The sequence below is a fragment of the Methylophilus sp. OH31 genome, assembly GCF_000576615.1.
Lineage (GTDB): Bacteria > Pseudomonadota > Gammaproteobacteria > Burkholderiales > Methylophilaceae > Methylophilus.
Map to the genome: position 1 here is coordinate 192,976 of NZ_BAUS01000002.1, position 19,050 is coordinate 212,025.

Sequence of the window (19,050 nt, forward strand, 5' to 3'; positions counted from 1 at the left end):
TAGAAAAAAACTAGTCCCTGCCGATAATTAATTTCACGATATGTATTAATCCAACACACAGTGCGCCAGCAAGTACGCCAACGGCGGCGTTCATCAGCCATGACCATTGTGAAAACTGCTCAACCAGCGCGTGTAGTGGGTGTATGCCATGCACGATGATGCCGCCGCCCACCAGGAACATGGCCGCCGTGCCCAGCACGCTGAGTAAGCGCATTAAATGCGGCACGATTTGCACCATGCCCCAGCCGAGTTTACGCGTCGCTTGCGACGGCAGGTGTGTCCCTGGGCGTTGCATCAGCCATAAACCGATATCATCCATTTTGACGATCAGGGCCACCAGGCCATAGACGCCTATGGTCATGACCACCGCAATCAGAGACAGCACCAGGATGCGTTGCGTCAGCGCAGCATCGGCCACCACGCCTAAGGCAATGACGATAATTTCGGCCGACAGGATAAAGTCAGTGCGCACTGCGCCTTTGATTTTTTCTTGCTCCAGCGCCACCAGGTCAGTCTGCGGTTGCTGCATGGCCACATGTAAGGCTTGTGCATGTGCGTCTTCTTTGGTGTTGTGACGCAGTTTGTGCCAGACTTTTTCAAAGCCTTCAAAACACAAAAAGGCACCGCCGAGCATGAGTAAGGGCGTAATCAGCCAGGGTAAAAAGGCGCTGATCAGTAAAGCCGCAGGCACCAGGATCAGCTTGTTAATAAACGAGCCGCGGGCCACGGCCCATACCACAGGTAACTCACGGTTTGCCGCAATACCGGTGACTTGCTGCGCATTCAGTGCCAGGTCATCACCCAGCACGCCGGCCGTTTTTTTTGCCGCTAACTGGCTCATCACCGACACGTCGTCGAGCATGGTGGTGATGTCATCAAGTAATGCCAGCAGGCTGGATCCGGCCATGGTTTGTCCTGTATCAATGGGAATAGTTGTTTATTCTAAAGGATTCCCGTTAGAATAGCGGCATGGTAACGCGCAGATTTCAACAGTGGATGGCACGCATGGCCTTGATGGCAATCATGCTGGCAGCGCTCGTCCCCAGCTTGAGTTTGGCTTTTCCCATGCAGAGTGGCAAAACCTTTGTACAGGAAGTGTGTTCTTCGCAGGGCGGCAAGTTGGTAATTCAGGTGCTCACTACGCAAGGCAAGTTACGCGCCACGCTGATCGACTACCAGCCGTCTCAAAAGCCGGTGTCCCTTAGCCATCACCTCAATCATTGCCCATTCTGTCATATGGCAATGGATGATGTGGTCGTGCCATCACCCAGCCCGGCCTATATCCTGTTCCAGCAAGCCCAGGCCAATATCGCCCTCAGCGAGTATCGCGCCCCGGTTGTTTCCAATTTTTACCCCACTGCGCACACCAGTCGCGCGCCGCCTCTGACTCCACGCGCAATCTAGTTCCGTCAATTATTTGACGGGTTTAGCGTCTGCCTGTGCCCCAGGCATGAATGGAGTCATCTCATGATTATTATCAACCTACAGGCAATGATATTTGCCAAGCAGGTGGAGTGGAAACGCCACATCACCCTCAAAGAAATTGCCGAGTCCACCGGCATCAGCCGCATGACTTTGCACCGCATGGTCAAGAACCCTACCTACAACGCATGCACCGAGCATTTGGGCAAGCTATGCACTTATTTTGCTTGCGACATCAGCGCCTTGATCCGCTGGCAGCCAGAAAGTGCTGTCAGGCAAGTGTTTGCAGCTTGATCTTTAGGGCGGTAGCACTGCTTGCCTGATTGCAGGCAGTGCACATTGTGTAGAAAAATAAGGGAATACAATATGAACAAAACAAAAATCTGCCTGGCTATCTTGGCCGCTGTGCCTTATCTGGCACAGGCCGAGCATGAGGGCACGGTGCATCTGGATGAAGTCAAAGTGGTGGCAAAGAAAAACAAAGCGTCACTGACACAGCCGGATATAGAAACGGCAAAAGAAAACCTGTCAAAAACCGCAGGCGGCACCACAGTGGTCAATATGGAAACCGTGCGCGAAGGCCGTACCAGTAATATGCAGGATACGCTGGGCATGGCGACCGGCGTCTTGGCGCAATCACGTTTTGGTGCCGAAGAAACCCGCTTGTCGATTCGCGGCTCCGGCGTGCAGCGCACTTTTCATGGTCGAGGCTTAAAGCTGATGCAAGATGGCATGCCAACCAATCTGGCTGATGGCGGCTTTGATTTTCCGGCCATTGACCCGATGGCAACCGACTACATTGAAGTTTATCGCGGTGCCAATGCTTTGCAATACGGCTCAAGCAATCTAGGCGGCAGTATCAACTTTATTTCCAGAACTGGTTACAACGCACCTGCATTAGAAGTGCGCTCAGAGGGAGGGAGTTATGGATACTATCGGCTTGGTGTGAGTACCGGTGGCGTCAAAGATGATGTTGATTATTTTGTTACCGCCAGCAAGTATGGCACTAGCAGTTTCCGTGATAATGCACAACAAAGTGCGGATCGGTTAACCGGGAATGTGGGCATCAAGATCAGTGAAAAGGTTGAAACCCGTTTTTATTTTGGCTACACCAACAACGACTCACAATTACCTAGCGCATTAACAAAGTCACAATTGAAAACAGACCCTAAGCTATCCACCGTCACCGGCGGGCCGCTGGCGGGACAAGGGATCAATGAGCGCGACATTAACGTCACTCGAGTAGCAAACAAAACCACGATTCTGTTTGATCAAAGCAAGCTGGAGTTAGGTGCTTTTTATTCCAGAAAGAGTTTGTTCCATCCAATTATCGACCTATTCGTCTTTGGTAACGACACCTTGGGCGTGATTGATCAGCAGTCTGATGATTATGGTTTATCAGCACGCTGGATCAAGGAGGGAGAGCTGTTTGGTCTCAAAAACGAGTTTATTGCAGGCATGACACCGACTTATGGGCACACTGATGCGAAGAACTTCCGTAATGTGAATGCACACCGCGGTGCAAAAATAAATGATTACGACCAAAAAGCGAGCAACTTTGAGGTATACGCAGAAGACAGGTTGAGCCTGGATGCACAGTGGACGGTGATTGCCGGATTGCAATATACGCGTTCAAAACGTGACTCCAAAGACCAGATGATTACCTCTACGGGTGACCAGAGTTTTAAAGCAGACTACCACCAGACTAGCCCAAAACTGGGCGTGTTATACCAGTTGCAACCGAATGTTCAGTTGTTTGCGAATGCTTCCCGTAGTTTTGAGCCACCAAGCTTTGGTGAGTTGAATGTGGCGGTGGCGGGCACCCTGAAAGCGCAGCGAGGGACCACTTACGAAATTGGTTCCAGAGGGAATGGTGAATATGTCGATTGGGATGTTGCGCTCTATTACGCGCGTTTGCAGGACGAGTTGCTTGCATTAGGCACTGTAGCAAGTCCATCTACTATTAATGCAGATAGAACCATACACAAGGGCCTTGAGTTCGGTCTGACGGGGCGTTTACCGTATGATTTGCAATGGCGCTCCAGCTTGCTGATTAACAACTTCAAACTCGATGGCGACGCGTTATTCGGTAATAATCGGTTGCCAGGCATTCAACGCTCATTATTGAGAGCAGAGTTGGTTTATCGTGGCAGTGACTTTCTTGAAAGCTTTTATATCGGCCCGACCATAGAGTGGTCTCCGCAGAGATATAACGTAGACTTTGCAGAAACGCTTTATGCTGATAGTTACTTTCTGTGGGGCATGAAAGCTGGGCAAAAAATTAACCAACACTGGTCGTGGTTTATTGAAGGTCGTAATCTTTCTAACCAAAAATACGCAGCAACGACCGGTATTTCAGGTCGGTGGAATGGAACGGATGCATTGTTTTATCCTGGCGATGGCCGCACAGCTTACCTTGGCGTGACCTGGACTTATTAACCATTATTACCGGGGGCGGTGCTCCCTGTTGTTTGGAGTGTGTTGTGAGAAATTGGATCAAGTTAACGGTGTGTTCGTTGGCGTTGTGGTGGCCAGCGGCGTTATTACATGCACATGCTTCTGCGGCTGAAGATGTGCAGTCTGTGGCTACAGAAATGCATGAAACCTGGGATAAGCCGAATCTGCCGCTGGCATTGCCGGTGATCGTGATTCATCAAGGTATGGCGATTGCTTACTGGATTCAAGGCGATAAAGGCGGGCGCGCGTTGTTGAAATATCATCCTGCCCATCAGCATTGGCACACCTTGCTTTGTGGCGGGGCAGAATTGACCGCCCCCAGACAGTTGGAAGCGGCCGGGATGTCTGCGACCGATGCCCAGGCACTCGCGGCCTTACTGCAAAGCCACGAGCAGGACCTGACGGACGATCAGCGTCAACGGATAGACAGTTTTAAAGGTGTGGTGAAGTTTAGCAAGGGTAAGCCTGTGTCATCGACAGCGCATGATATGCATGGGGATACGCATGGCCATTAAGTCATCCGTTGTTAAAAAACGCTGGTTGTTTTGGCATCAATGGATAGGGGTGATCGCCTGTATCGGTATGGTGTTGTGGGGCCTATCTGGGGCTTCGCATCCGATGATGAGCCGCTTGCAACCGGCGCCCCGCCAATTTATGCCGCCGTTGCAAGCGGTGGATATCCGTCAGGCAGTGCCGTTGCCCGCGATTTTACAGCAACAGGCGATCACGCAATTTCAGCACATTAGCCTGGTTTCGTTAGCGGGGCAGGGCTATTACCGTATTGCCTTGCCAAATGCGGATCCTCGATACTTTTCTGTGACCAGTGGTGCAGAGCGTGTCGGCGCCGAGCAGGCCGCGGCAAAGAGCCTGGCTAATTACTACAGCGGGCTGCAGGCGCAATCCATCCGTGCGGTGCAGGCCGTGACCGAATTTGAGCCAGATTACCATCCGGTCAATCGTTTACTGCCGGTATGGAAGGTTGCCTACGCGGACGCTGCAGGTTTGCGCGCCTATGTGGATACCGAGCAATCCAGGCTGGCGACGCTGGTGGACGACCGGCGTGCATTCTTGACCAAAGTGTTTCAGTTTGGCCATAACTGGTCATTTTTGCAGGCCTGCTCTACGCTGCAACTGGCCGTGGCGACCCTGGTGCTGGCTTTAATTCTGGCATCGGCGGTGACGGGTATTATTCTTTACATCAAGCAACGCAAAACGGCACCTTATCGTTTAAAACGCTGGGGCTTGCAATGGTGGCACCGTGAGTTCGGCTTATGGGTGTCTCTGGTGATTCTGTTGCTCGCCAGTACAGGTTTATTTCATTTGTGGATGTCTGATATTCAACAGCGCCGGCCAATATTGCGCACGGTGTTTGCCAGTGACAGCGTCGCGCTCAGTGAAACTGCCTGGTCACAGCTGGCAACCGGCCCGGTATTGAAACTGGATATTTATGGCCGCGGCTCAACGCTGTTCTGGCAAATCATTCCCGTGTCTTCTGGCACGCAAGGTTTGCCTTCTGCGCAGGTGGCGGCCATGCATCAGCATCACCAACAACAAGGTCAACACCAGCATGACCAACATCATGCAGCCATGTCACATGCCCCGGCTGCGCCTGCGTTATGGCTGACCGGGCCGCATGAGGTGACGGCGCTGACGCCCGAGGCATATGCATCGGCATGGCTGACCATCATGGCGGAAAACACATTACCAGCGATTGCATCAGTGCAGTGGATCACCACCTTTGCCAATGAATATGGGTTTATTTTTAAACGCCTGCCCGTGTTAAAAGTACAAACCACACAGGCACATCACGCGCGACTCTACCTGGAGCCTGCCACAGGAGCGCTGGCGGCCAATATAGATGACACAGATGGCATGGAAGGCTTTATTTTTGCTTATCTGCATAAATGGAGTTTTCAGTCGGTGAATAAAGATGTGCGCGACTTGCTGGCGATCTTTGCGGCATTGGCTGTGAGCCTGACCGGCTTGCTAGGCGCTTACCTGTTTGCCAGAAAACGCAGCTAACAGGTCGCTATGCGACTGGAAGCGGATGCCCAGCGGGCATCTCTTCCAGGGCGTAGCGCTTTAAGACGTGGCGTAAATCTTGTCCAGGAAGTAGCTGGTACGCTGTTTTAAACGCAACCTGTTTTGCAGGATAGTAGGTAGCTGTTCTGGTTTCAGGCACTGGATAATATTGATATCCAGCGCTTCCCGCAGGTCGATAATTTCGCCTTCTTCTTCGCGGTCGTCACTCAGCATTTGAATAAACGGGCGCAAAGGTTGTTGCGGGTTGGTCGACAGCACCGTAGCCAGTTTCTGGTCTGACAGGCGAACCACGCTGCCAGGCGGGTAAATGCCCAGGCATTTGATAAAGCGTCGCAGGATGGTTTGGTCAAACTGGTGTCGTTGTTGCGCAAACATCACACTCAAGGCTTCGTAAGGCGTTTTGGTGAATGCCGGGTTGGACGGATTGCACAGGTTGTCGTACATATTGGCAATGATGAGGATATGCGATAACGGATCAATCTGGTCGCAATGCAGGCCTTTTGGGTAGCCTGTGCCATCCGCAAACTCATGGTGTTGTGAAATCAGTGTCAGTATCTTTTTAGGGACGGCGACGTCGCGCAGCATATTCATGCCCAGCAACACGTGTGTTTGGTAAATAGCTGTTTCGCGTACACTCAGCGGGTCTTTTTTCAGCAGGATTTTGTCACTGATCTGGCGTTTACCAATATCGTGCAGAATGGCCGACATGCCTAAAATCACGACATCTTCATCAGTGATATCCAGGTTTTTAGCCAGCAACATCGCCACCACCAGCGTGTTCAATTCATGCTGGAAGTGCTGATCACTGACGCGGTGGCCATTCATGGCATGAATCGCAATGTCGCTCTCGGTCAGGGTGCTGGTGACCAGGTCTTCTACCAGCCTGGAGGCCATGCCATAGGCCTGCTCGGGATGTTCAGTCGATAGCTTCTGAATGTTTCTCACTTCAGTGCTGGTTTTCATGAACTTCTGTTCGCTTTCCGCAATTGCCTGCCTCAGCGCCAGTTGTTTCTTCTGCGCGGCGCTCAACTCCGGTGCGGCATCAATGATTTCCACTTTGGGTGAGGCGGCTTTTTTCAGCGGAAACTCAACCACATTCTGCTGAGGGGCGATCCTCAGTGGCATGCTGGAGCTGCGTCTGGGGTCATAACGTAGCTGCTTCAATCCCAAGGACTTGATGGTCTCAATCTGTGATTCATCCGTGATCTTGAAGTTGCTCACCGAAAATGGATGATCCATCCAGCCCAGGTCGAGGTGGATGTAGAGACCGATCTGAAGCTGGTCTATGTCGATATAGTAGGTATCTGAGGCGTGATTAGGCATGGCGTTTTATTTTTCTTTGATTATTTAACACTAGTAACTGTAAAAAGTCGTCCGAGTTCACCGGATAAGCATACAGATAGCCCTGTGCTGTCTGGCAGCCCAGTCGCTGTAAAAACTTTTCCTGTTCTTCGGTTTCGACCCCTTCGGCAACAACGGTGAATCCTAACTGTGTCGCCATCGCGTAGATCGCGCTGGTAATGGCGGCATCGTCTTTATCATCTGGCAGGTCTTTGACAAAACTGCGGTCAATCTTGATCTGGTCCAGCGGCAAGCGTTTCAGGTGCGATAGCGAGGAGTAGCCGGTGCCAAAGTCGTCAATGGCAATGCTGACCCCCAGCAGTTTTAACTGGTTAAAGGTGTCGACCACATGCTGGGTATGCTGCATCAGCGTGCTTTCGGTGATTTCCAGCTCAATAATAGAAGGGTCGCACTCGCTTTCCATCAGGATGCCATACACGGTGTCGGCAAACTTGCTCTTCATGATTTGCACGCCAGAGACATTGATGGCAATTTTCTTGAACTCAGGATGTTTCTTGTGCCAGGCGTGCGCTTGGCGCACGGCTTGTGCCAATGCCCATTCGCCTATGCTTAAAATCAAGCCGGTTTCTTCTGCCAGCGGGATAAATTTCGCTGGTGAAATAATGCCCTGCACCGGATGTATCCAGCGTATCAAGGCCTCGGCGCCAATAATCATGCCGGTATTTAAATCAATCTGTGCCTGATAGAACATCTTGAGCTGGTTTTTGGTCAGCGCCTGGCGTAACTCGGTTTCCAACTGGAAGTGCTCTACGGCATCGCGGCTGAGGGCCACGTCATAAAACGAGACGTGGTTTTTCCCGTTATTTTTCACCTGGTACATCGCCAGATCAGCCGCTTTAATCAGGCTTTCTACATCGTTACCATCGTGTGGATACATGGAAATACCGATGCTGGCGCCAACAAAAATTTCATGATGGTCAATCATGAATTCGCGTCTGAGTGCATCCAGGATATCATGCGCTTTTTGCGCGGCATCGCCTTTGCCATGCAGGTTTTCCAGCAGGATAATAAATTCGTCACCCCCCAGGCGGCCCACAATGTCGGACTCACGCAAGGTGGCGCGCAGGCGCTCGGTGACGCCTAACAGCAACTGGTCGCCGGAGTAATGGCCCAGGCTGTCGTTGATGTTTTTAAAGCGGTCCAGGTCAATAAACAGTACGGCTGCCTGTTGTTCATTGCGGTTGGCACGCTGAATGGCATGCGTAAACAAGTGGTTAATCAGCCTGCGGTTAGGCAAGCCGGTTAGCGGATCATGGTTGACCAGTGAATTTAGCTGCGTTTGCGAGCGCTTCATTTCACTGATGTCTGCAAACACGCCCACATAATTGGTGATGGCATTAGCATGGTTCCGCACGGCGGTAATGGTCATCCACTCGGTATAAGTGTCGCCGTTCTTGCGCATATTTTCAATTTCGCCTGACCATTTTCCATGGCGTTTGAGCGCACCAAACAGGCCACGCGGACGCTGCCTGAAAATCTGCGGCTTGGTGCCCAGCACTTCAGCTTCTTCAAAACCGGTGATCAGGGTATAGCCCTGGTTAATACCGACCAGCTCGCCCGCCGGGTTCACAATCATGATGCCTTCGGTAGTGCTGTCGAAGGCAATTTTGGCCAGCTTGAGATGTTTGCCGGTTTGTTCGCGGTCAATCGCCACACTCAAGGTACGGCCAATCGCCATCAATGAGCCCAGCTCTTGTGAGCTGGTATTTTCGGCATCGAAACAGCGCTCAATCACCATCGATCCCCACCACTCATCATCAATCATCAGTGGCACAATCACCAGGTTGACGGTGTCATGCGATTTAAGCAAGGCACGTTCTGACGCTGGCAGTGTGAGGGCGTCACACATCACTGGCTGGCCTTTGGACAGCAGGCTATACCAGCGTTGCAGTTCTGGCGACAGGAAAGAAATCTTTTCCCAATGCTCGTAGGTTGTATGAAAGCCGTTCATTGCCCAGTGAAACAATGCTTTAGAGCGAATGTCGGTTTTCTTGCGGCTGGCAATGGTTTCGTGTTGCAGCAATACGGCACGACTAAAACGGAAAGACAGGCAGCATTGCTGCAAGACATTTTCCGCCACGCTTTGCCAGCGCTCGGCCGAGTGCAACATCCAGTCGCAGGAAATCAGCGTGTCCAATACCGCGCTGCGGTTAAGCAACTGCGTTTGAATGAATTTCTGTTCGCTGACATCACGCGCGACGGTAATCAGATGACTGGGTTGGTCTTTCTGGTCGTGGTAGGCGACTTTATTCACTTCCAGCGTTTTGTAACCGCCCTGTGGCAAATGCACCAGCTCTTCGTTGTGGTAAGCCTGGCGGGATTTCCAGACCTGCTGGTCAGATTTTTCGTGATGCTCGAAGCTATTGCGGAACACCGGATGCAAGGTATCCGCAATTTGCAAATTGTTTAAGAACTGATAGTCAAAACTATCGATCTGAAAGGTGTTCAGCATGTGCTGGTTGGCCATCATCCAGCGATTGTCGTTATCTTTAATGCAAATCAGGTCGGGACTCATCTCAATCAGTGAGTGCACAATTGATTGCATGTGCAGCAATTGATCGACCAGCGTGCGTTCTTCTTCCTCCAGCATCAGGCCAATGGCGTGGCGGCCTGATTGTGGATAGAAGACGCGGCATTTGAAATCGCGTTTCGCGCCATGAATCTGCGTGCTGATACTTAATTCAGTTTTGCCTTCGCGTATGGCCTCAACCAGCATTTGGCGAATCTCTTTGGGCAACTCGTCGGCGAGTTCGCCCAGCAGGTTTTTTGCTGCGGTGCTGATGGCGAGACACTGGGCACGGCGATTGATGGCCAGCATAGGCGTATCCGGCATGGTGACGGCCAGGGGCTGCAACCATGCTGTGCTATGATGATCAAAAACGGTTGGTAATGACATAGTTAAATCTGTTTCGGTCCGGTGTGCGTTGTAGTGCGGATAAGTGAGTTATCGGCGCGAATGCAAGTAAACTTTAGCGACATTAACTGTTGATAATTAAGGTAAATTTAGAAGTGCTTCTGATTAAACGATGGGTTGGCGATTGATGGTCAAACAGTGGGTAAATCTGGTGTGGGGGCTGGCTTTTTTTCTATCAGTAGAGGTGGTTCAAGCACATGAGACCCATCACGAACCATCCGCAAGTCAATTGGCCGTCAGTGTTGCGGTAGACCATACCGGGCGTGTGTTGCTGGCGCAGGTCAGACAGGGGCAGGTCTGGGTGTCGGCCAGTGACGATACCGGCAAGCATTTTAGCACCGAAGTCGCTGTTAATCCTGCGCCGATGCAGATTGCGGCAGACGCAGAAGCGCGGCCAAATATTGCAGCAGATGCCAATGGCGCCGTCTATGTCAGCTGGACCGAGGCACTGAAAAAGAACCATGCGGGCAATATCTGGTTTGCACGATCACTGGATGGCGGCAAAAGCTTTGAAACACCTTATATCGTGCATCAGCACCGTGAACAAATCACCCATCGTTATGATGCTTTGCAAGTGGCGGCAGATGGCACGATTACGGTTGCCTGGCTGGATAAGCGGGATATGCTGGCAGCCAAAGCCGCAGGTAAAGCCTATGACGGCGCGGCGATTTATTATGCGGTTTCGCGCGATCAAGGCAAAAGTTTCAGCCCGGAGCAGAAATTGGCCGATAATAGTTGTGACTGTTGCCGCATTGCCATGACCAGCAAGCCGGATGGTACTGTGGCCGTATTGTGGCGGCACGTGTTTGAAGGGAACGAGCGCGATCATGCCATGGCCGAAATTGGCCCTGTGGGCAAGCCGGTGCTGGTGCGTGCCAGTTATGGACATTGGAAAATAGAAGGTTGCCCGCATCATGGCGCGGCCCTGGCGGTGGGGGAAGGGTTTGGCTATCACCTGGCTTATTTTGATGGGGCGGGTGACAAACCTGGTTTGCGTATTGCGCGTATGGATGGCCAAGCCTGGGTGACTTCGCCGCCGCGCCGCTTTGGTGACACGAAAAGGAATGCAGGTCATCCGGCATTATTGAGCGTCGGCGATCAGGTTTGGCTAGCCTGGCAAGAACATGATCATAATGGCGCTGATATTATGGCGATGGCGTCATCAGATGGCGGTAGAACCTGGGGCGCGCAGGTCGTGATCGTACATAGCAGCAAGCTCGATTATCCACAATGGCTTTATCTGCAAGGGCAAGCAACGCTGGCAGTGAACAGCGCCGATAAGGGCTTGCAACTGCTGCCGTTTACGCATTAAACCACTGACTAAAGTCGCGCCAATTTGATCTGCATCTATTGAAAACGCAAAAACCCGCCGCATTATAGGGTTATCCAGCCGCGCGCTGCGGCATGACTTTAAATGATGAAAGGGTTTGCATGCGTTTTGATAAACTCACCACCAAATTCCAACAGGCACTGGCCGATGCCCAGAGCATGGCTGTGGGTGCCGACCACCCTACTATTGAAGCGCCACATTTGTTGCTGGCGATGCTCAACCAGGACGATAGCGGTGTTGCAGCCTTATTGTCACGCGCGGGTGCGCAAGTCAGTGCACTGAAATCCGGCTTGCAACAAGCAATTGACGCCTTGCCAAAAATTAGTGAAAACAGCGGCGATGTGGCGGTTTCGCGTGACCTTAACAACCTGTTAAATGTCACCGACAAACTGGCCCAAAAGAGTGGCGATAGCTATATTGCCAGCGAGATGTTTTTGCTGGCGCTGGCCGATGACAAAGGTCACATCGGCAAATTGCTCAAACAGCATGGCGTGAATAAGGTTGCTCTGGAACAGGCGATTAAGGCGGTGCGCGGAAATGACTCAGTTAACAGCCAGGAAGCTGAAGGCCAGCGTGAAGCATTGAAAAAATACACTCTGGACCTGACCGAGCGTGCGCGTGCCGGCAAGCTCGATCCGGTGATTGGCCGTGACGATGAAATTCGCCGCGCGATCCAGGTATTGCAACGCCGCACCAAAAATAACCCGGTGCTGATCGGCGAGCCTGGTGTCGGTAAAACGGCCATCGTCGAAGGCCTGGCACAACGGATTGTGAATGGCGAAGTGCCAGATTCGCTCAAAAACAAAAAAGTACTGAGCCTGGATATGGCCGCCTTGCTGGCCGGAGCCAAATACCGCGGTGAATTTGAAGAGCGTTTAAAGTCTGTGCTCAAAGAATTGGCGCAAGACGAAGGCCAGACCATTGTCTTTATTGATGAAATTCACACCATGGTCGGCGCGGGTAAGTCCGAGGGTGCGATGGATGCGGGCAATATGCTGAAACCGGCGCTGGCGCGCGGTGAGCTGCACTGTGTGGGGGCGACCACGCTGGATGAGTACCGCAAATACATCGAAAAAGATGCTGCGCTGGAGCGTCGCTTCCAGAAGGTATTGGTCGATGAACCGAGTGTTGAGGCGACGATTGCCATTTTGCGCGGCTTGCAGGAAAAATACGAGCTGCACCATGGCGTAGAGATCACTGACCCGGCCATTGTGGCTGCTGCTGAGTTATCCAACCGCTATATTACTGACCGTTTTTTGCCGGATAAAGCCATTGACCTGATTGACGAGGCGGCTTCACGCATCAAGATGGAGATTGACTCCAAGCCTGAGGTGATGGATAAGCTCGATCGCCGCCTGATTCAGCTCAAAATCGAGCGTGAAGCGGTGCGTCGCGAAAAAGATGAAGCCAGCCAGAAACGCTTTGGCCTGATTGAAGACGAAATCAGCAAGCTGGAAAAAGAGTACGCTGACCTGGAAGAGGTGTGGAAAGCAGAAAAGGCCGCCGTGCAAGGCTCTGCTGGCGTTAAAGAGGCGATCGAAAAGATCAAGCTGGACATGGAAGCCGCCAAGCGCAAGGGCGATTGGCAAAAGGTGTCTGAGTTGCAGTATGGCAAATTGCCCCAATTGGAAGCGCAGTTAAAGCATGCTTCAACGGCAGAGGCCAATGGTGCAGTCAAACATAAAATGCTGCGCACCGAAGTCGGTGCAGATGAGATTGCCGAAGTGGTCAGCCGCGCGACGGGCATTCCTGTGAGCAAAATGATGACCGGTGAGCGTGAAAAGTTGCTCAATATGGAGAGCCGTCTACATGAGCGCGTGGTTGGCCAGGATGAAGCGGTGCGCCTGGTGTCAGACGCGATTCGGCGTTCGCGTAGCGGCCTGAGTGATCCTAATCGCCCATATGGCAGCTTCTTGTTTTTGGGGCCGACCGGCGTGGGTAAAACCGAGCTGTGTAAAGCGCTGGCTAACTTTCTGTTTGATAGCCCGGATCACTTGGTGCGTATTGATATGAGTGAGTTTATGGAGAAGCATTCAGTCTCCCGCCTGATTGGCGCGCCGCCTGGCTACGTCGGTTACGAAGAAGGTGGTACGCTGACCGAAGCCGTCCGTCGCAAGCCTTACTCTGTGGTGTTGCTGGACGAAGTAGAAAAAGCACACCCGGATGTGTTTAATGTGTTGCTACAAGTGCTGGATGATGGCCGTCTGACCGATGGCCAGGGGCGCACGGTGGACTTTAAAAACACGGTAATTATCATGACCTCCAACCTGGGCAGCCAGATGATACAAAGCATGGCCGACCAGGATTACCAAGTGGTGAAACTGGCCGTGATGGGCGAAGTTAAAACGCATTTCCGTCCTGAGTTCATCAACCGTATCGATGAGGTCGTGGTGTTCCATTCCCTGGGCGAAACACATGTGAAATCGATTGCCAGTATCCAGTTGCAATTGCTGGCCAAACGGGTGGCCGCGATGGATATGCAGCTGGAGATCAGTGATGCCGCCTTGGCTGAAATTGCCAACGCCGGCTTTGATCCGGTGTATGGCGCGCGGCCGTTAAAACGGGCTATTCAGAGTGAAATCGAGAATCCGCTGGCGCGTGAAATTCTGGCTGGGCAGTTTGCCGCCAAAGATACGATTCGCGTCGATTTCCAGGCCGGGAAGATGCAGTTTCGCAAAGGCTAAGCAGCGAATGAGGTGACTGAACCTTGATTGCAATAAAAGGGTCATACCGGGTGTGACCCTTTACTTTTATCGGGTGTAGAATGGAAGCACTATGCGTTATTCACAATCTTTGCGTTTAATCTCTGCGACTTTTTTGCTGGGCGTGCTGGCTGGCTGCGCTTCGCAGCCACCACAGCCTTTGCAAATTGACCGCATTTCGCCTGAGCAGCTTGCTGCGCTGGTGCCACCTGCCCAATCCACGTTGACCCTGGAGCAGATTGTGGCTATGAGCAAGCAAGGCAAAACCGATGCCGAGATTATTGAGGCGATCAAACAATCGCAGTCACGCTATTCACTGACGCCGTCTGATGTGCTGGACTGGCACCAAAAAGGCATCTCCAAAGGCGTACTCAATTACATGCAGCAGGCCAACGCGCTGGCTGAACAGAATGCTATTGCTGACGAAATTAACAAGCGCGAAAAAGCGCGAGTGGAGTCTGAGGCAAAACTGAAGCGCGAGCGTGACATGGCCAGGTTGCGTAGCATGGACCCCTGGTTTTATGGCGGCCCAGGCTTCTACGGTGGCCCTTGGGGTTACCGACCTTATTGGGGCGGTGGCTGGCGCTACTGGTAATACTGGCCCGTGACCTGAACCCGGTATAATGCAATTTTAGTTCTTTGTTCCGGGAATCCGCTATGCGACAGCATCACGAAACACTTTCTATCGATGCGCAAGGGCGGCGTTTGTACGATATCACGCCGCAAGTCTTGCAATGGGTACAGCAGTCCGGCATCGGGAGCGGATTGCTCACGCTCTATATTCAACACACTTCTGCCAGCCTATTGATCAATGAAAATTATGACCGTGATGTACTGGTTGATTTGGAAGCGTTTTTTAATCGACTAGTGCCTGATGGCGATGATTTGTTTATACATACCGTGGAAGGCCCGGATGATATGCCTGCGCATGTGCGTACGGCGCTTACGCAAACCAGCCTGTCCATCCCGGTGTTGCAGGGTCGGGTTGCCCTTGGCCAGTGGCAAGGTATTTTCCTGTTTGAGCACCGTCATTTGCCCGCCCGCCGTCGCGTGTTGATGCATGTGATGGGTGAGTAATTCGTTTTTATTGTGTTAGAAATGTTGTGATGAAATATTGTTCTATCGTTGTCTTATCTTTTTTGTGTGCTGTTTGCCTGGTGGGTTGTGAGCATGAGGCTTCAACAACCGAGCAGGCTGTGAAGCAGTCAGCAAATACCAATGCAGCCGAAACCCACTCGGCTGGCGGCTATGAGCCTAGCGCAGATGAGCGCGTCCCTGGTATCACCATGTCGCAAGAGGAACTGGATAAAATTTATGCTGAAGCCAGACGTAACATGCCATTGCCGGTGATCCCCGAGGATGCGCGCTAGGCAGCCATATCACGGCGTGTGCATATAGGTTTCATAGTGGTCGACGCATTGCGTGAGTTGCCTGGCGAAGGACTCCACATCCCCGGTCAATATTGCAGTTGTGCTGTCAGCGTGTTTAGCCGTACTGGCATCCATGATTTTTTGCTGCCCGGCATAGAGCATCAATGAATGGATGCCTGCGCCGGTATCTGCAGATAGCGCTGGGCGGATGGCCTGCCGTGGCATGGCCACCAGGTGGTAGTCTTGAATCCATTGTGCCAGTTGCAGCATGATGTCTGCTGGAGCTACCTGCTCTACGTCGGCTAGTGTCTCGTCATAGCTGGTGATAACCAGATGGATCCTTTCGGCATCAACCGTCAGCGCGAAGCTGCGATGGTAAGGTGGTGGCACGGATGCGCCCTGATAGTGGTAAATCAAGCGTGTGATTTGCGGTGTCATTGACGGCTTCCTTTCGCTACCCAGCAGCAATGGCAGTGTTAGCAGTAACAGGATGGTTACGATTCGCAAAATGATGGTCTGGCGATGATGACCTTTACCAGCCACGCTGGTTGCACGTGGCTGGTAAAGGCATGCTTCATTATTTATACCACGACACCTGAGCCGGCAAAATATTGCTGGAAGGTACTCGCCTTCATGGCAAACACACCGTTGCTATTGAGGGGGATACTGGCCGAGAACGATATCTGGTAGGCAGACCAGTTGCCTGACAGCGTATCCAGCACGGCATGATGCGTGCCCCACGGATTACGCAAGACGATGTATTTTTCACCGCCAACATATTGCCAGCCCAGAATTGAATACGCATGATTGCCGACCACTTTGGCTGTACTGTAATTGGTCCCGGCGGGGGAGGAGCCATAAGTCCAAGCCACCATCGGGTTAACAGTACGTCTGCTAAGCGAATGGCTACGGACAAATGTCCACAAATCATCGCCGGTTTTGCCACTATGACTGATATACGTTTTTTCACCGCTGATGATTTCGGCACAGGCATTCACCGGGTCGCCGCCGGCGATGGCCGGATAGTTGGGAAAGTCTGTACTATTACTGGTTCGCCATTTTGCGTAGGCTTTTTCCATCACAGCTGGCCAGGTTTCGCCTGCATCCAGTGAGCGCGCGTAGACCCAGTTGTGCGCAGGCTTGCTGACTGGCACCAACTCTGTCACTTCCACGGCTTGTGCCTCCCCGGCCCCGTTTTTATAAAAATTGACCTTGTGTATCGGCTGTTCCTCATTGCCCCAGGCTGAAGGGCGGGTCATATTGACGATGGCATATGGTCTGGCCCAGGCGACCGACGCCATGGCGGCAATGAAATAGCAGTCGCCCAACACGCCTTGTATTGGGTCGTTGAGCTCGGCCACATCTTCAAAGTAGTCGCCCATATCTACCCAGTCTTTGTCTGGAGGTGTCCATGGCGTACTGGCAATGGCCGTGCGTAACACGGCGGTATTAATCATGATCTCAGATAGCACCACCGATTTTCTGATGGTGCCCAGGCGCAAACGTTGTGCACCGATAGATCTGGTGGCAACAGGACTTTGGGTTTGATAGAAACGGTTAATCCTGTCAGCAGTTTGTGCTTCAGATAGCACCTTCAGACTACCGTCGGCGGAAAGTTCAGCATCTGGCCTGAGGATGGGGTTACGCAGGTCAAAGATTTTTTCTGCGCTGACGCCTAAAATCTCCGCCAGCATGACTTCAGGTTCGGCGACTTGCTCCCAGTTGATTTTCTTTTGCGCAATCACTTCTGCGGCGGCATACGGATTAATGACTCCAATATTCACTTCCATGGCTATTCTCCTAAACGACTGTTTGTATAAACGAACGAGGTTAAGTTGATTGCTAGGGTCATGAGCGCTGGTGCGCCCATCGCCTTCCGGATGTTTTCCGGACATTTGATGGTATATGAATATGTTAATAAATAATAATTAAATTTAAATTAATTTATCATTTTGAGTTGGGTATTTAGCTGGAGATAGCCTATGGACAAAAATAAACCACCTCTTACCTCAGGTGGTTATTTACATGGGCGCTGATTTACGGGGGAGGGTGCTAGCGCACAGTACTCCATTGCAGGGGGTCAAAAGGAATACTGTTGCGGCGCAGTTCGTAGTAGACGCCGTTTTCGGCATTGCCGCCGCTGTTGCCGACGGCGGCAATGGTGTCGCCGGATTTGACGCTTTGTCCGGAAGACTTATACAAAGCCTCATTATTGCCATACAAACTCATATAGCCGTTGCCGTGATCGATCACGATCAGGTTGCCAAAGCCGCGCATCCAGTCGGCAAACACTACTTGGCCGCCCGCCACGGATTTGACCTCGCCGCCTTCTTTGGCGCGGATGAAAATGCCTTTCCAGCTGACGCCCGTGTCTGCGCGTGCGGTGCCGAAACGGTTAATGACATCGCCACGTACCGGCAAGCGCAAGCGACCGCGCAATTGCGAGAAGTTTTCTTTATTGGCGTTGTATTCGGGTAAGGTTTCATTTTTAGCAACGACAGTGTTGTTTGGTGTGCTGCTGTCGCTGTCATCGACATTGGTCTGTGGGGCGCGTTCAAAGGTGCGTCCGCCAGATTTTTTCTTGCTGCGTGCCAGTTCAGCGGCTTTTTTCGCGGCCGCTTCTTTTTCACGTTTAGCTTTGGCCAGCGCTTCCTGCTCGCGCTTTTTCGCTTCGGCCAACAGGCGCTGGAACAATTGTGACAAGGCTTCTTCGTCTTTTTTCAGACGCACCATTTGCTGTTCTTGCGTTTCAATTTGTTTTGAAAGCTCGTTTAAGGCTTCGGTCCGGCGTGATTTTTCACCTTCCAGTTTTTGCGTCGTTTCACTGTATTGATTCGCCAGGCGCTCGGTTTCGTGCAGTTGCTCTGTGGTGGCTGAGCGTACGCGGTCTATCGCTTCCTGGTTGTCTTGCAATGACTGGATTTGCTGCTGGTGGGCCGCCGTCAGGTAGCCCAGGTATTTCAGGTTGCGCGTGGTGTTAGCCGGGTCTTGTTGCTGTAATAACATTTGCAGCGGACTGTTATTGCCATGGCGGTATTGCTGATTAAGCTGTTCGCTCAGTGCGTGCCGCTGCTGATTGACCTGGCGCTGCAGTAATGACAATTGCTTTTGCAGGTCTTGCAACTTACCGCGATTGTCCTGTTGCGCATCCTGAATTTCGCGCAGCTTTTTACGTGAGCTGCTGATGGCGGTTTCTGAGGCTTTTAAAGCCTCATGCGCATCCTGCTTGGCCACGCGTGAAGCTTTGAGTGCATTGGCTAACTGCTGGATTTTCTCTTTGACTTGCTCCAGGTCGCCCTTGGTGGTTTCGGTTTTGTCATTGGCCGCTGCGTGCGCAGGCATGGGTAAGCCACTTGCACACAAGGCAAGGCAAGCAGCCAGGGCTGCCCACAGTCGTTTGGGCTGTGGGTAAGCAATCACGCTGAAATCAGGCATGCACCAAGCGGGCCA

Annotated in this window: 16 protein-coding genes; 10 read left to right on the top strand and 6 right to left on the bottom strand. The window is 52.1% G+C overall.

What is annotated here, in order from left to right; genetic code table 11:
- Positions 1-10: 10 nt before the first annotated feature.
- A complete protein-coding gene (locus tag OH31_RS02605) occupies positions 11-907 on the bottom strand; it encodes a DUF808 domain-containing protein (protein WP_024929501.1) in 897 nt (298 codons plus the stop codon).
- A 62-nt stretch (positions 908-969) separates the two neighbouring features.
- Here OH31_RS02605 and OH31_RS02610 point away from each other — a divergent pair, with 62 nt between their 5' ends.
- The 5 genes from OH31_RS02610 (at position 970) to OH31_RS02630 (ending at position 5,901) form a co-directional block, all read left to right on the top strand.
- The gene (locus OH31_RS02610; protein ID WP_242402176.1) at positions 970-1,404 is read left to right on the top strand and encodes a DUF2946 family protein; all 435 of its coding nucleotides are present in this window, start codon (positions 970-972) and stop codon (positions 1,402-1,404) included.
- 63 nt (positions 1,405-1,467) lie between these two features.
- The gene (locus OH31_RS02615) at positions 1,468-1,716 is read left to right on the top strand and encodes a helix-turn-helix transcriptional regulator (RefSeq protein ID WP_019881469.1); all 249 of its coding nucleotides are present in this window, start codon (positions 1,468-1,470) and stop codon (positions 1,714-1,716) included.
- Positions 1,717-1,788: 72 nt separating this feature from the next.
- A complete protein-coding gene (locus tag OH31_RS02620; RefSeq protein WP_024929503.1) occupies positions 1,789-3,861 on the top strand; it encodes a TonB-dependent receptor in 2,073 nt (690 codons plus the stop codon).
- A gap of 44 nt (positions 3,862-3,905) precedes the next feature.
- On the top strand, positions 3,906-4,394 hold the full coding sequence (locus tag OH31_RS14565; protein WP_148296187.1) for a copper uptake system-associated protein: 489 nt from the start codon (positions 3,906-3,908) through the stop codon (positions 4,392-4,394).
- The gene (locus OH31_RS02630; protein ID WP_024929505.1) at positions 4,384-5,901 is read left to right on the top strand and encodes a PepSY domain-containing protein; all 1,518 of its coding nucleotides are present in this window, start codon (positions 4,384-4,386) and stop codon (positions 5,899-5,901) included. Before OH31_RS14565 ends, OH31_RS02630 begins: the two co-directional genes overlap by 11 nt.
- Before the next feature lie 60 nt (positions 5,902-5,961).
- Here OH31_RS02630 and OH31_RS02635 read toward each other — a convergent pair whose 3' ends face one another.
- Together OH31_RS02635 and OH31_RS02640 are read right to left on the bottom strand one after the other, a co-directional pair.
- Positions 5,962-7,245, bottom strand: a complete 1,284-nt coding sequence (locus OH31_RS02635; protein WP_024929506.1) for an HD-GYP domain-containing protein — start codon at positions 7,243-7,245, stop codon at positions 5,962-5,964.
- Positions 7,238-10,180: an EAL domain-containing protein gene (locus OH31_RS02640; protein WP_024929507.1), complete on the bottom strand. Its 2,943-nt coding sequence runs from the start codon at positions 10,178-10,180 to the stop codon at positions 7,238-7,240. The genes OH31_RS02635 and OH31_RS02640 overlap by 8 nt, the downstream gene beginning before the upstream one ends.
- Before the next feature lie 145 nt (positions 10,181-10,325).
- On the opposite strand from OH31_RS02640, the gene OH31_RS02645 reads away from it, so the two are divergent.
- From OH31_RS02645 to OH31_RS02665, 5 genes are all read left to right on the top strand, one after another.
- The gene (locus tag OH31_RS02645; RefSeq protein ID WP_024929508.1) at positions 10,326-11,510 is read left to right on the top strand and encodes a sialidase family protein; all 1,185 of its coding nucleotides are present in this window, start codon (positions 10,326-10,328) and stop codon (positions 11,508-11,510) included.
- A gap of 119 nt (positions 11,511-11,629) precedes the next feature.
- Positions 11,630-14,212 carry an ATP-dependent chaperone ClpB gene (gene clpB, locus OH31_RS02650; RefSeq protein WP_024929509.1) on the top strand — a complete coding sequence of 861 codons (2,583 nt, stop codon included), beginning with the start codon at positions 11,630-11,632 and terminating at the stop codon, positions 14,210-14,212.
- A 91-nt stretch (positions 14,213-14,303) separates the two neighbouring features.
- Positions 14,304-14,825: a hypothetical protein gene (locus OH31_RS02655; RefSeq protein WP_019881476.1), complete on the top strand. Its 522-nt coding sequence runs from the start codon at positions 14,304-14,306 to the stop codon at positions 14,823-14,825.
- A gap of 62 nt (positions 14,826-14,887) precedes the next feature.
- Positions 14,888-15,307 carry a secondary thiamine-phosphate synthase enzyme YjbQ gene (locus tag OH31_RS02660; protein ID WP_019881477.1) on the top strand — a complete coding sequence of 140 codons (420 nt, stop codon included), beginning with the start codon at positions 14,888-14,890 and terminating at the stop codon, positions 15,305-15,307.
- 29 nt (positions 15,308-15,336) lie between these two features.
- A complete protein-coding gene (locus tag OH31_RS02665; RefSeq protein WP_024929510.1) occupies positions 15,337-15,600 on the top strand; it encodes a hypothetical protein in 264 nt (87 codons plus the stop codon).
- 9 nt (positions 15,601-15,609) lie between these two features.
- On the opposite strand, the gene OH31_RS02670 is transcribed toward OH31_RS02665, so the two are convergent.
- The 3 genes from OH31_RS02670 to OH31_RS02680 form a co-directional block, all read right to left on the bottom strand.
- Positions 15,610-16,038, bottom strand: a complete 429-nt coding sequence (locus tag OH31_RS02670; RefSeq protein ID WP_024929511.1) for a hypothetical protein — start codon at positions 16,036-16,038, stop codon at positions 15,610-15,612.
- A gap of 143 nt (positions 16,039-16,181) precedes the next feature.
- The gene (locus OH31_RS02675; protein WP_024929512.1) at positions 16,182-17,390 is read right to left on the bottom strand and encodes a C2 family cysteine protease; all 1,209 of its coding nucleotides are present in this window, start codon (positions 17,388-17,390) and stop codon (positions 16,182-16,184) included.
- A gap of 262 nt (positions 17,391-17,652) precedes the next feature.
- Positions 17,653-19,035, bottom strand: a complete 1,383-nt coding sequence (locus OH31_RS02680) for a murein hydrolase activator EnvC (protein WP_024929513.1) — start codon at positions 19,033-19,035, stop codon at positions 17,653-17,655.
- Between the last annotated feature and the right edge of the window lie 15 nt (positions 19,036-19,050).

Bases quoted from the DNA above. Each gene is read 5' to 3' on its own strand.
- OH31_RS02630 (WP_024929505.1), top strand. From the start codon at position 4,384: ATGGCCATTAAGTCATCCGTTGTTAAAAAACGCTGGTTGTTTTGGCAT.
- OH31_RS02645 (WP_024929508.1), top strand. From the start codon at position 10,326: ATGGTCAAACAGTGGGTAAATCTGGTGTGGGGGCTGGCTTTTTTTCTA.
- OH31_RS02670 (WP_024929511.1), bottom strand. From the start codon at position 16,038: ATGACACCGCAAATCACACGCTTGATTTACCACTATCAGGGCGCATCC.
- OH31_RS02635 (WP_024929506.1), bottom strand. From the start codon at position 7,245: ATGCCTAATCACGCCTCAGATACCTACTATATCGACATAGACCAGCTT.
- OH31_RS02660 (WP_019881477.1), top strand. From the start codon at position 14,888: ATGCGACAGCATCACGAAACACTTTCTATCGATGCGCAAGGGCGGCGT.
- OH31_RS02615 (WP_019881469.1), top strand. From the start codon at position 1,468: ATGATTATTATCAACCTACAGGCAATGATATTTGCCAAGCAGGTGGAG.
- OH31_RS02680 (WP_024929513.1), bottom strand. From the start codon at position 19,035: ATGCCTGATTTCAGCGTGATTGCTTACCCACAGCCCAAACGACTGTGG.
- OH31_RS02610 (WP_242402176.1), top strand. From the start codon at position 970: ATGGTAACGCGCAGATTTCAACAGTGGATGGCACGCATGGCCTTGATG.
- OH31_RS02665 (WP_024929510.1), top strand. From the start codon at position 15,337: ATGAAATATTGTTCTATCGTTGTCTTATCTTTTTTGTGTGCTGTTTGC.
- OH31_RS02620 (WP_024929503.1), top strand. From the start codon at position 1,789: ATGAACAAAACAAAAATCTGCCTGGCTATCTTGGCCGCTGTGCCTTAT.
- OH31_RS02675 (WP_024929512.1), bottom strand. From the start codon at position 17,390: ATGGAAGTGAATATTGGAGTCATTAATCCGTATGCCGCCGCAGAAGTG.
- OH31_RS02605 (WP_024929501.1), bottom strand. From the start codon at position 907: ATGGCCGGATCCAGCCTGCTGGCATTACTTGATGACATCACCACCATG.
- clpB (WP_024929509.1), top strand. From the start codon at position 11,630: ATGCGTTTTGATAAACTCACCACCAAATTCCAACAGGCACTGGCCGAT.
- OH31_RS02640 (WP_024929507.1), bottom strand. From the start codon at position 10,180: ATGTCATTACCAACCGTTTTTGATCATCATAGCACAGCATGGTTGCAG.
- OH31_RS02655 (WP_019881476.1), top strand. From the start codon at position 14,304: ATGCGTTATTCACAATCTTTGCGTTTAATCTCTGCGACTTTTTTGCTG.